11 protein-coding genes are annotated in these 11965 nt (G+C 68.9%); 3 read left to right on the top strand and 8 right to left on the bottom strand.

What is annotated here, in order from left to right:
* Positions 1-204 precede the first annotated feature (204 nt).
* The gene (locus FG99_RS29420) at positions 205-912 is read right to left on the bottom strand and encodes a response regulator transcription factor (protein ID WP_043273739.1); all 708 of its coding nucleotides are present in this window, start codon (positions 910-912) and stop codon (positions 205-207) included.
* Between the two features lie 104 nt (positions 913-1016).
* Between FG99_RS29420 and FG99_RS29425 the strand changes: the two genes are divergently transcribed.
* Both FG99_RS29425 and FG99_RS29430 read left to right on the top strand, forming a co-directional pair.
* On the top strand, positions 1017-1706 hold the full coding sequence (locus tag FG99_RS29425; protein ID WP_009619984.1) for a response regulator transcription factor: 690 nt from the start codon (positions 1017-1019) through the stop codon (positions 1704-1706).
* Entirely contained in the window at positions 1684-3063 is a 1380-nt protein-coding gene (locus FG99_RS29430; protein ID WP_043273740.1) for a sensor histidine kinase, read from the top strand. Before FG99_RS29425 ends, FG99_RS29430 begins: the two co-directional genes overlap by 23 nt.
* A 185-nt stretch (positions 3064-3248) precedes the next feature.
* On the opposite strand, the gene FG99_RS29435 is transcribed toward FG99_RS29430, so the two are convergent.
* The 5 genes from FG99_RS29435 to FG99_RS29455 form a co-directional block, all read right to left on the bottom strand.
* On the bottom strand, positions 3249-3821 hold the full coding sequence (locus FG99_RS29435; RefSeq protein WP_043273741.1) for a flavin reductase family protein: 573 nt from the start codon (positions 3819-3821) through the stop codon (positions 3249-3251).
* 16 nt (positions 3822-3837) lie between these two features.
* On the bottom strand, positions 3838-4758 hold the full coding sequence (locus tag FG99_RS29440; RefSeq protein ID WP_043273742.1) for a bestrophin family protein: 921 nt from the start codon (positions 4756-4758) through the stop codon (positions 3838-3840).
* A 99-nt stretch (positions 4759-4857) separates the two neighbouring features.
* On the bottom strand, positions 4858-5136 hold the full coding sequence (locus tag FG99_RS29445; RefSeq protein ID WP_043273743.1) for a hypothetical protein: 279 nt from the start codon (positions 5134-5136) through the stop codon (positions 4858-4860).
* A gap of 696 nt (positions 5137-5832) precedes the next feature.
* Positions 5833-6708, bottom strand: coding sequence for a 3-hydroxyisobutyrate dehydrogenase (gene mmsB / locus FG99_RS29450; protein WP_043273744.1), 876 nt, complete (start codon positions 6706-6708; stop codon positions 5833-5835).
* A 117-nt stretch (positions 6709-6825) separates the two neighbouring features.
* A complete protein-coding gene (locus FG99_RS29455; protein WP_043273745.1) occupies positions 6826-8340 on the bottom strand; it encodes a CoA-acylating methylmalonate-semialdehyde dehydrogenase in 1515 nt (504 codons plus the stop codon).
* 147 nt (positions 8341-8487) lie between these two features.
* Here FG99_RS29455 and FG99_RS29460 point away from each other — a divergent pair, with 147 nt between their 5' ends.
* Positions 8488-9384, top strand: a complete 897-nt coding sequence (locus FG99_RS29460) for a LysR family transcriptional regulator (RefSeq protein ID WP_043273746.1) — start codon at positions 8488-8490, stop codon at positions 9382-9384.
* Positions 9385-9621: 237 nt separating this feature from the next.
* Here the strand turns inward: FG99_RS29460 and FG99_RS29465 are convergent, their stop codons facing one another.
* Together FG99_RS29465 and FG99_RS29470 are read right to left on the bottom strand one after the other, a co-directional pair.
* Complete coding sequence (locus FG99_RS29465; protein ID WP_043273747.1) at positions 9622-10323, bottom strand: YebC/PmpR family DNA-binding transcriptional regulator; 702 nt, start codon at positions 10321-10323, stop codon at positions 9622-9624.
* 180 nt (positions 10324-10503) lie between these two features.
* The gene (locus FG99_RS29470) at positions 10504-11901 is read right to left on the bottom strand and encodes an aminotransferase-like domain-containing protein (protein WP_043273749.1); all 1398 of its coding nucleotides are present in this window, start codon (positions 11899-11901) and stop codon (positions 10504-10506) included.
* Positions 11902-11965: the final 64 nt, after the last annotated feature.

Here is an 11965-nt window from a genome sequence, read left to right on the forward strand (position 1 = left end):
GGAGTTGCGGTCCTCATAGGCACGCTTGCAGGCTGCGCTGAGGTGTTTTTGCAGGAGCGGGGGCCCTGCCCGCGATTCGTGCGCAGGGCGCGCTCCTATATGGGAGTGTATGGGAATGGCGCGCGAGCGGACTCTGTCCGCGATCCCGTCGGCAGGGCCGGTGTTCGGTTGGGGAGCGATGGGTATCGCTTCGCTCAACCCATCCTACGAAAAGCGCCTCGGCGCGGCCTGTTCCGGCGGCGTTTCGCTGAGCATGTAGCCGGCGCCGGGGACCGTGTGGATCAGCGTGCACCCGAAGCCCTGGTCGACCTTCTGCCGCAGGCGGTGGATGTGCTTGTCGATGACGTTGTCGCGCGGGTCGAAGTCGTAGTCCCAGGCGCTTTCCAGCAGCATGCCGCGGGTCACCACCTGGTCGGCGTGGCGCATGAGTTTTTCCAGGATCAGGAATTCGCGCTGCTGCAGCACGATGCTGTGCCCCTGGCGCTGGGCCACGCGGCCCTCGCAGTCCAGTTGCAGGTCGCCGACCTGCAGGCGCGCGCCGAGCAGGCGGCGGCCGGGGCGGCGCAGCAGGGCGGCCAGGCGGGCGTGGACTTCGACGAAGGCGTAGGGCTTGGCCAGGTAGTCGTCGCAGCCGGCCTGCAGGCCCTCGACGCGGTGATGGGTAGAGGCCAGGGCGCTGAGCATCAGCACCGGGGTGTCGGAGCCGGCGGCGCGCAGCCGGCGCACCAGTTCCAGGCCGTCCAGGCCGGGCAGGCGGCGGTCCACCACCAGGGCGTCGTAGAGGTTCTCCAGGGCCAGGTCCAGGCCCTGGACGCCATCGCCCGCGGCGTCGACTATGTGGCCGCTCTCGCGCAGGCCCCGCACCAGGTAGCCGGCGGCCTGCGGGTCGTCTTCGATGACCAGGATTCTCAAGGCTGCACCTAAACTTTTGTTCATCTTGGCGCGAGGCCGACGTTCGCCCGCGCCAGACAAAATATACTGCCGAACACCTCCCGCCGCCGCCACGGACCGCGCCCATGACCCAGGTTCTCGTCGTCGAAGACGACCCCGCCACCGCCGCCGAGATCAGCGCCGCGCTGCACGACCACGGCTACCAGGTCAGCCTGGCCGGCAACGGCCGCGACGGCCTGGTGCGGGCCCTGAGCGAAAGCTTTGCGGTGATCGTCCTGGACCGCATGCTGCCCGGTGGCATGGACGGTCTGGCCATGCTCACCGCGTTGCGCTCGGCCGGGGTGGAGACGCCGGTGCTGATCCTCAGCGCGCTTTCCGACCTCGACGAGCGCGTGCGCGGCTTGCGCGCCGGCGGCGACGACTACCTGACCAAGCCCTTCGAGTTCATCGAGCTGACCGCCCGCCTGGACGCCCTGACCCGCCGCGCCGCGCGCGGCGGCGAGGCGCGTGACAGCCGCCTGCGCATCGGCAACCTGGACATCGACCTGCTGCGCCGCTCGGTGCGCCGCGGCGAACGGTCGATCGACCTGGTGCCGCGCGAGTACCAGTTGCTGGAGTACCTGGCGCGCCACGCCGGGCAGATCGTCACCCGCACCATGCTCTTCGAGGCGGTGTGGAACTACCGCTACGACGAGCGCACCAACGTCATCGAGGTGCACATCGGCCGCCTGCGGCGCAAGGTCGACGTCGACGGCGAGCCGCCGATGATCCACACCGTGCGGGGGGCGGGCTATGTTCTCCGGGCGCCTGAGTGAGATTCCGCGCACCACCAGCTTCCGCGTGGCGCTGCTGTTCCTGCTGCTGTTCGGCGTGGCCTCGCTGGCGCTGTTCGGCTACGTGTACTGGCGCACCGCCGGCTACCTGCGCGCCGAGGTGCAGGCCAACCTGACGCGGCAGATCCACAACCGCGCCGGCCTGGAGTTGCCCGAACTGCTGCGCGAGGTGCAGGAGCACGCGGCCAAGGACCCCGAGCAGCACTTCCCCCAGGCATTGTTCGACGCCAGCGGCCGGCGCCTGGCCGGCACCCTCGCCGAGCAGCCGCCGACCGCGGCGCTGGACACGCCCATCGAGTTCAGCCGGCGCAGCCTCTCCGGCGGCGAGCGGCGGGTGCGCGGCATCGTTCACCGCATGCCCTCGGGCGAGGTGCTGGTGATCGGCCAGGACATCCAGGACCTGCTGGAATTCGACGAACTGCTGGTCAGCGCCATGGCTTCCGGCGGGGTGCTGATACTGATCCTCGGCCTGGCCGGCGCGATCATCGCCGGGCGCACCTCGCAGCAGCGCCTGGATGCGGTGACCGGGGCCATCGAGCGGATCGTCAAGGGCGACCTCAGCGAGCGTCTGCCGGTGCGCGGCAGCTCCGACGACGTCGACCGCCTGGCGGTGGTGGTGAACCGCATGCTCGACGAGATCGAGCGGCTGATGCACGAGGTGAAGGGCGTGTGCGACGACGTCGCCCACGACCTGCGCACGCCCCTGACGCGCCTGCTCGCCGGGCTGGAGCGCGCCCAGCGGCGCGATTGCAGCAAGGAGGAGTACGTCGCGGCCATCGACCACGCCATCGAGGACGCCCACGGCCTGCTGCTGACCTTCCGCGCGCTGCTGCGCATCTCCGAGATCGAGGACAGCGCGCGGCGCACCGGCTTCGTCGCGGTGGATCTGACCCAGGTGGCGGCCGACGTGGTCGAGCTGTTCGAGCCCCTGGCCGAGGAGCGCGGCCTGCACCTGAGCTACAGCGGCCCGGCGCAGCCGGCCTGGCTGCAGGGCGACGCGCACCTGCTGTTCGACGCCCTGAGCAACCTGGTGGACAACGCGCTGAAGTTCACCCCGGCCGAGGGGCGTGTCGAGGTGCGGGTGGAAGCGGGTGAGGATTCGGTGGAAGTGCAGGTGCGCGACAACGGGCCGGGGATTCCCGAGCACGAGCGCGAGGCGGTGCTGCGGCGCTTCTACCGTTCCGAGCGCAGCCGGCATACGCCAGGCAATGGCCTGGGGCTGAGCCTGGTGGCGGCGGTGGCGCGGTTGCATGACCTGGCGATGAGCGTGGGGGATGGGGCGCCGGGGTGTTGGGTGAGTTTGCGGGGGCGGGTGGTTTCGGCGGCGGTGCGGGGGTAGGGCTGGGTGTGGGGTTTGAGCGCGGCTGCCCTCACCCCAGCCCTCTCCCAGAGGGAGAGGGGGCCGTTCGGCATGCTCTGATGGCTTGGCTTCAGCCGGTGGTGCAGGAGTGCTCTGATGCTTCAGCAGGCAGAGGACAGTCCCCTCTCCCTTCAGGGAGAGGGTTAGGGAGAGGGGCTCTTGCTTTAAGCCTCAGCCTTGACCACCTGAAACGCCTCCCCCGTCGCAAAGAAAGCCCCACCCGCCTGGTAATGAATGGTCCGCGACGCCTCGTCCGGAAAATGCCAGCGCCCCTTCGAGAACACCCGCTCGTCCGCATAGGCCGCCACCACCTCGGCGATGAACAGGTCGTACTTCTCCTGGTTGTGCGGCTCGGCGATCACCTTGCACTCCAGGTAGGCCAGGCAGCCTTCGACGATCGGTGCCTGCACCTGGCGGGCGCGGGCGGTGGCGATGTCGTGGCGGGCGAACTTGTCCAGCTCGCTGCCGTTGCTGGAGCCCACCGCCAGGGTGAGTTCGGCCTGGCGCCGCGAGGGCAGCTGGATGACGAAGGCGCCGGAGCCTTCCACCAGGTGCCGCGACCAGGTGTTGCGGTCCAGCACCAGCATCAGCTTGGGCGGGTCGAAGTCCAGCGGCATCACCCAGGCCGCGGCCATCACGTTGGCCACGCCTTCGTGTTCGCTGGTGACTATCGTGGACGGGCCGTGGTTGAGCAGCAGGTAGGCCTTGGCCAGGGGAACGTCTTGCAGGTGGTTCATGGATGGTCCTCGCGGATCAGAGCAGCAGGCCGTCGACCGGCTCCAGCGGCGCCGGCAGCTCGCTTTCGCCGAGGATCTCCATGACGGCGATCTCCAGGTGGCGGCTCATGGCGTCCAGCGGCAGGTCGTTGGGCTGGGTGTCGAACGGGTCGGCGATCTGGTCGCCCAGGGCGTCCAGGCCGAAGAAGGTGTAGGCCAGCACGCACACCGCCAGCGGGGTGAACCAGCCGATGCTGTCGACCAGGCAGAACGGCAGCAGGAAGCAGTACACATGGACGATGCGGTGCAGCATGAGGATGTAGGGGTAGGGGATGGGCGTGCCCTTGATCCGCTCGCAGCCGCCGAGCACGTAGGACAGGCGGCTGACCTGCTGGTCGACGTTGGCCAGCAGCATGTCGCTGGCGTTGGCGCGGCGGCCGGCTTCGGCGAAGTCGCGGCCCAGGCGGGCGAGCAGGGCGCTGGCCGGGCCGGGCGTGTGCGCCAGGGCGTCGGCCAGTTCGTTGCCGAGCAGGCGGCGGGCGTCTTCGCTTTGCGGGCGTTCGCGCAACTGGTCGCGCAGCACGTAGGCGAAGGCGGCCAGGCGCTGGACCAGCAGGCGGCGCCCGGCGTCGTCCAGGCCGGGCAGCAGCGACAGGCTCTGCCGCGCCAGGTTGCGCGACACCACCAGCAGTTCGCCCCAGAGCGTGCGCGCCTCCCAGAAGCGCTGGTAGGCCACGTTGTTGCGGAAGCCGAGGAAGATCGCCAGGGTCAGGCCCCAGAGGGTGAAGGGCGTGGAGGTGATCACCACCTTGTAGTGGTAGAGGGTGCCGTGGGTGGCCACCACCAGCGAGCTGAGCAGCACCGTGTAGAGCACCTTGCGCCAGATGGCCGGGATGATCGAGCCCTTGAGGGAGAACAGCAGCACCCAGAGTGTCGGGGTTTGCGGGCGGAGGATCATGCGCGGGCTTCCAGGCGGGGACACGGAGAGCGCGCATCATAGCCGAGATGGCCGCCGGGGGCAGCGGGGACGGAGGGCGCAGCGCCCTCCGCCGTGGGCTCAGGCGCCGGCCTGTACCTGCCGGGCCTTGCGTTCGGCCAGTTCGTACAGCTGCCGCGCTTCTTCCAGCAGCGGCGCGAGGCTGGCGGACAGGCGCGCCACGCCCAAAGGCATGGGCATTTCGTCGGCGCTGTCTTCCAGCAGGCGCAGCAGCACGCTGAGGGATTCCAGGCGACGTTCGGCGGTGCCCATCAGATGGTCCACCGGGGCCTGCAGGTTGACGTAGAGCACGTCCTCGTGGGGTTGGGAAAGGGTGGTGAGGGGGATCATGTCAGGCATCGTCTGCCTCCGGATGAGAGGCAGCAGGGCGATGCACACGGATGGCCGGAAATTGCATGTCCATTGCTCCTCGAGTGGGGGAGGAACCGCCTTCCGGAATGGGAGGCGGGCCGCGCGGGGGTAGCAAACCGGAGCCAAGGAACCGGCCAGGCCAAAGCCTGCCCCGCGCGGCCCGCCACAGAAGCGAGAAAAAGCGCCAGCGCATCGAAATGCCTGGCGCTACCGCGCCTTAGCTATCCGGGTTGCTACACCCGTGTCACGGCATTGACCGTGACGGGCAGAGCCTACCGGCGGGGTTTGTAGGGGCTCAATGGAAAGGTCGGGTGTGAAATTTCGCAGAGTGCGGGAGGGGATTGGAGCTTTTGTAGGCGCGAGCTTGCTCGCGAACGGTGCTTGCCGGCTGGGGCGGTGCCTGGGCTGAAGAGCGCCCTCTCCCTAACCCTCTCCCTGAAGGGAGAGGGGACCGTTCGGAGTGTTTGGATGTTCTGCAGTTAGCCGGCAACACCGAAGCAACTGTCTGCGCCGAGGCGCTTTTCGTAGGATGGGTTGAGCTTGCGAAACCCATGCGGTTGCGCTGATGGGTATCGCTTCGCTCAACACCATCCTACGAAAAGCCATGCTCGCTCATGCGGTAGGACTCTGTCCGCGATTTCAGGCGCCGAGCGCACTCCTGCATGGGAGCGGTGTGGGGCAGCCTCACCCCTCCTGATACAGCTTCACGATCGCCGAGAAATCCAGCTGCCCATTCCCCTGGTTGCTGAACGCCTGGAACAGCTGCTGCGCCAGCGCCCCGAGCAGCACCGGCTGGCGCACCTGGCGGGCGGCCTCGCTGGCCAGGCCCAGGTCCTTGAGCATCAGGTCGGTGCCGAAGCCGCCGCTGTAGCCGCGCGCCGCCGGGGCGCCGGTGAGCGGGTTGTTCACTTCCGAGGCCCAGCAGCGGCCGCTGGAGGTGTTGATGATGCCGGCCAGCACTTGCGCATCCATGCCCAGCTTCACGCCCAGGGACATGGCTTCGGCCACGCCGATCATGCTGATGCCCAGCAGCAGGTTGTTCGCCACCTTGGCCACCTGGCCGTTGCCGGCGCCGCCGCAGTGCACGATGTTCTTGCCCATGGCCGCCAGCACCGGCCTGGCGTGCTCGAAGTCGGCCGCCTCGCCGCCGACCATGAAGGTCAGGGTGCCGGCCGCCGCGCCCGCGGTGCCGCCGGAGACCGGGGCGTCGAGCATCGGATTGCCGTGGGCCTGGGCCGCCGCCGAGACCTCGCGGGCGCTGTGCGGATCGATGGTGGAGGAGTCGATCAGCAGCACGCCGGGCTGCACCTTGGCCAGCAGGCCCTGGTCGCCGAGGTAGACCTGCTTCACGTGGGCCGCCGCGGGCAGCATGGTGATGATCACTTCCACGTCGGCGCCGGCCAGTTCCGCCGGCGAGGCCACGGCCTTGGCGCCCTGGGCTACCGCTGCCTGCACGGCGGCGCTGGAAAGGTCGAAGACGCTCAGGTCGAAGCCGGCCTTGAGCAGGTTGGCGGCCATGGGGCCGCCCATGTTGCCGAGTCCGATGAAGCCGATGCGCATGGGGTTTCCCCTTGTTGTCGTTGTCGGGAACAGGGCCCGCACCGCGCGTGGCCTGTGGCCCCGCTGCTTCCTGCTGGGGGGCCTGGCCGGCGGGGCGCGCGGGCGGGTTCTGGCGGCTTACTTGAGGTGGATGGTGGTGTTCACCGCGCCGCCCACTTCGTTCTCGTCGAACCAGCGTTCGGTGACCGTCTTGGTCTGGGTGTAGAACTGCACCACCTGCTTGCCGTAGGGGCCCAGGTCGCCCAGCTTGGAGCCGCGCGAGCCGGTGAAGGAGAACAGCGGCACCGGCACCGGGATGGGCACGTTGACGCCCACCTGGCCGACGTCGATCTCTTCCTTGAAGTGCCGCGCGGCGGCGCCGGAGCGGGTGAAGATGGCGGTGCCGTTGCCGTTGGGATTGGCGTTGATCAGCTCGATGGCCTCGTCCAGTGTCTTCACCGAGACCACGCAGAGCACCGGGCCGAAGATTTCCTCGCGGTAGATGCTCATCTGCGCGCTGACGCCGGAGAATATGGTCGGGGCGACGAAGTTGCCTTTCTGATAGCCGGCCACCTGCGGGTTGCGGCCGTCCAGCTCCAGCTTGGCGCCTTCCTGGATGCCGCGCTCGATCAGGCCGCTGACGCGGTCCAGGGCGGCGCAGGAGACCAGCGGGCCGACGTCGGTGCCGGCCTCGGTGCCGCCGCTGACCTTGAGCGTTTTGGCCTTGGCCACCAGGTCCGGGATCCACTCGTTGGCCTCGCCCACCAGGATGGCCACGGAAACCGCCATGCAGCGCTGCCCGGCGGCGCCGAAGGCCGCGCCGGCGATGGCGTTGAGGGTCTGCTCCTTGTTGGCGTCGGGCAGGATCACGGCGTGGTTCTTGGCGCCCATCATGCACTGCACGCGCTTGCCGGCCAGCGAGGCGCGGTTGTAGACGTGGGTGCCGACGCGGGTGGAGCCGACGAAGGACACGGCCTTGATGTCCGGGTGGTCGCAGATGGCGTTGACCACGTCCGGGCCGCCGTGGATGACGTTGAGCACGCCCGGCGGGATGCCTGCCTCATGGGCCAGCTCGACCAGGCGCATGGTCACCATCGGGTCCTGCTCGGAGGGCTTGAGGACGAAGGTGTTGCCGGTGGCGATGGCCATGGGGAACATCCACAGCGGGATCATCGCCGGGAAGTTGAACGGGGTGATGCCGGCGCATACGCCCAGCGGCTGAAGCAGGGTGAAGGTGTCGACGCCGCCGGCCACGTTGTTGGCCAGCTCGCCCAGCTGCAGGTTGCCGATGGCCGCGGCGTGCTCGACCACCTCCAGGCCGCGGAACACGTCGCCTTCGGCGTCGGGCAGGGTCTTGCCCTGTTCGGCGGTGAGGATGGCCGCCAGTTCCTTCATGTTCTCGCGGATCAGCTGCTGGTACTTGAGGAAGATGCGCGCGCGGGCGCCGATCGGGGTTTTCTTCCAGGTCTTGAACGCGGCCTTGGCGCTGGCAACGGCGCGCTCGACTTCCTCGGCGGTGGCGAAGGGCACGCGGGCGAGGACTTCCTGGGTGGCGGGGTTGATCACCTCGCGCCATTCGCTGCTGGTGGACTCGACGGGCTTGCCGTCGATGAAGAGTTTGACCGTGGGAACGGCAGTAGTGGTGGTACTCATCGGAACTCCCAGCCTGCGGCGGTTTGTTGTTATGGGCCTTGGGGCGTACCTCAAGGCGGTTGGATTGATCCTAGCAGTGCATTTTTGATGAATTCAATGCGGTGATGTGCAAGCATGCTCTGCGTTTTTGCACACCTGGAGCCGGCGATGGACTGGGACAACCTGCGTTTCTTCCTCGAACTCTCCCGCGCCGGCAAGCTCACCGTGGCCGCGCGGCGCCTGGGCGTGGACCACACCACGGTGGCGCGGCGCCTGCAGGCGCTGGAAAAGAGCATCGGCGCGCAGCTGCTGGTGCGCGAGCCTTCCGGCTATCGGCTGACCGAGGCCGGGCACGGCCTGCTGCCCCAGGCCGAGGCCATGGAAAGCGCCTGCAAGGTGATCGAGAAGCGCCTGGCCGGGGCCGAGGACAACCTCTCGGGCAAGGTGCGCATCGGCGCCACCGAGGGCTATGGCTCGACGCTGCTGACCTCGCAGCTGGTGGAGCTGAACCGCCGCCACCCGCACCTGGGCGTGGACCTGCTGGCGGTGCCGCGGGCGTTGCAGCTGTCGCGCCACGAGGCGGACATCGTCATCACCCTGGAACGCCCCGGCCGCGGGCCCTACCTGATCACCCGGCTGACCGACTACGTGCTGCGCCTGTACGCGGCCGGGGACTACCTGGCCGAGCGCGGGCCGATCCGCAACCGCGACGACCTGCGCAAGCACGCGCTGGTGGGCTACGTCGACGACCTGCTGTACAGCAAGGAGCTGCAGTACCTGGACGAGATCGGCCGGCCGCTGCACATGGCCCTGCGCTGCACCAGCATCCTGGCCCAGCAGCGCGCGGTGGCCGAGGGGGCGGGGCTGGCGATCCTGCCGGCCTTCGCTGCGGCGGAGGGCCCGACGTTGCAGCCGGTGCTGGCGGGCGAGATCGAGTTCGTGCGGACCTTCTGGATGCTCATGCCCACGGAACTCAAGGACATCGCGCGGATGCGCACCACCTGGGATTTCCTCCGCGAGAAGGCCGAGGCGAGCCAGGCGGTTCTGATGGGGCGGGGAGCGTAGGGCGAATAACGCTCCGCGTTATCCGCCGTTTGGCCTTGGTCGAACCCCGCCTGGGGGCGAACCTGGGCATTGCGCTGCGTTTCGCGGATGAGATCCGCTACAGTCCCGTAGGATGGGTTGAGCGAAGCGATACCCATCACCATGGCTCAGCCATGGCGTTGGCGATGAAAAGGGTGAAACGGCGTATAACCGCGAACGGTTATACGCCCTACGCCCCCGGGAACCCGGCGTGTGGCGTCAGGCCAGGCCGACGTAGAGGTTCTGCACGTCGTCGTTGCCGTCCAGGGCGTCGAGGAAGGCTTCGACTTCCTCCAGCTCCGCGCCGGACAGGCTCACCGGGTTCTTCGCCTTGTAGCCGAGCTTGGCCGAGGCGACGGTGAAACCGTGCTCGGGCAGGGCGCGGCAGACGGCGTCCAGGTCGGTGGCGTCGGTGAGGAACAGGGTGTCGCCGTCTTCCTCGCCCGGCTCGAAGTCCTGGGCGCCGGCCTCGATGGCGGCCAGTTCCGCGTCGGCGTCGCTGCTGGCCGGGGTGGCTTCGATCAGGCCCAGGTAGTCGAAGTCCCAGGCCACCGAGCCGGAGGCGCCGAGCTGGCCCTTGCGGAACAGCACGCGGATTTCCGCCACGGTGCGATTCACGTTGTCGGTCAGGCACTCGACGATCACCGGCACGCGGTGCGGGGCGAAGCCTTCGTAGACCACGCGCTCGAAGCTGGCGCCGCCGTCGAGCAGGCCGGCGCCTTTCTTGATGGCGCGCTCCAGGGTGTCGCGCGGCATCGAGGCCTTCTTGGCCTGCTCGACTACCAGGCGCAGTTTCGGGTTCATGTCCGGATCGGCGCCGTTGCGCGCGGCGATCATGATTTCCTTGGCTAGTTTGCCGAAGACGCGGCCCTTGGCGTTGGCGGCGGCTTCCTTATGTTTGGCTTTCCACTGGGCGCCCATGCTGTTCTCTTGGCTGGTTCATGATGGGCGGCAAGTCTAAGCGCTGGCGCGGCGCCTGGCGATATCCGCCGGATCGGCGCGACTGTCTTGCCGGCTGGGCCGGGACGCTCTTCGTAGGATGGGTTGAGCTTGCGAAACCCATGCTGCCGTGGTGATGGGTATCGCTTCGCTCAACCCATCCTACAAAAGCTCGCCCTGGCGGGAGAGGAAGGCGTAGAGCCGTTCGTCCTGGGAGTGCGCGACGTTGAAGCGCAGCCAGGGCACGTGGCGGCCGTCGGGCATGAACAACTGGCCGGGGAACAGCAGGATCTTCGCTTCCTTGGCCCGCTCGGCCAGCAGCGTGGCGTCGGCCACCGCGCGGTGGCGGGCCCAGAGGAACAGCCCGGCGCGCGGTTCGTGGAACAGCTCCAGGCCGGCCGCTTCCAGGCGCCGGGCCACGCTGTCGTGGGCTTCGCCGAGCTGTTCGCGGAGCTGGCGCACGTGCTTGCGCTGGCGGCCCTGGAGGAGGATGTCCAGGGCCAGGGTCTCGGTGAGTTCCGAGCTGGTCAGCCCGGCCACCATCTTCAGCGGCAGCAGTTCCTCGATCAGCTCCGGGTGGGCGGCGATGAAGCCCACTCGCAGCGCCGGGGCGATGACCTTGGACAGGCTGCCGATGTAGATCACCCGCGCCAGCTGGTCGAGGTTGGCCAGCAGCAGCTGGCCGGCGGGGTCGAGGTCGGCGTAGATGTCGTTCTCGACGATCAGGAAGTCGTACTTCTCCGCCAGTTGCAGCAGGCGGTGGCTGGCGGCCAGGGACAGGCTGGCGCCGGTGGGGCTCTGCAGCCGCGCCTGGGTGAAGTAGACCTTGGGCCGGTATTCGCGCACCAGCTGCTCCAGGCGCTCCAGGTCCAGGCCGTCGGCGCTGCGCGGCACGCCCAGCAGGTTGGCGCCCTGCAGGCGCAGGTTGAGGAACAGGTTGTGGTAGCCGGGCTCGTCCACCAGCACCGGGTCGCCGCGCTGCACCAGGTAGCGCACGGCCAGGTCCAGGGCCTGGCTGGCGCCGCTGGTCAGCAGCACCTGTTCGGGGCTGGCGGCCACCCCGGCGTCGGCCAGGCGGTCGGCCAGCTTGCCGCGCAGGCGCGGGTTGCCCTTGCTGTGGCCGTAGTTGCCGAACTGCGCCGGTTCCTCCCGGGCCAGGGTGCGCAGGCCGCGCAGCAGGCCTTCGCCATCCAGCCAGTGCTCGGGCAGCACGCCGACGCCGGGGCGCAGCTCCATGCCCAGGGGCTGGAACACCTTGTGCAGCAGCAGGTGGGCGTCGAAGTCGAATTCCGGCGCGGCCTGTTCGTCGGCCGTCTCCCCGGGCAGCGGGCCGCGCACGTAGAAGCCGGCGTTGGGCACGGCGTTCAGGCAGCCGCGCGCCACCAGGCGGTCGTAGGCCTCGACCACGGTGAAGTGGCTCACCCCGTGGGTCTGGGCGAACCGGCGGATGGAGGGCAGCTTGGCGCCGGGGCGCAGGCGCTGCTCGTCGATGGCCTGGGCGATGCCGTCGACGATCTGGGTGACCAGGGGCGTTTCGCTAGTGGGGTCGAGCAACAGCATCGAAGCGTCCGGTGGAAGGGAAACGGAAACTGTACAGGCCGCGCGGCCATAACAGCACTGCAGG

It is taken from the genome of Pseudomonas sp. AAC, assembly GCF_000725445.1.
Classification (GTDB): Bacteria; Pseudomonadota; Gammaproteobacteria; order Pseudomonadales; family Pseudomonadaceae; genus Pseudomonas; species Pseudomonas citronellolis.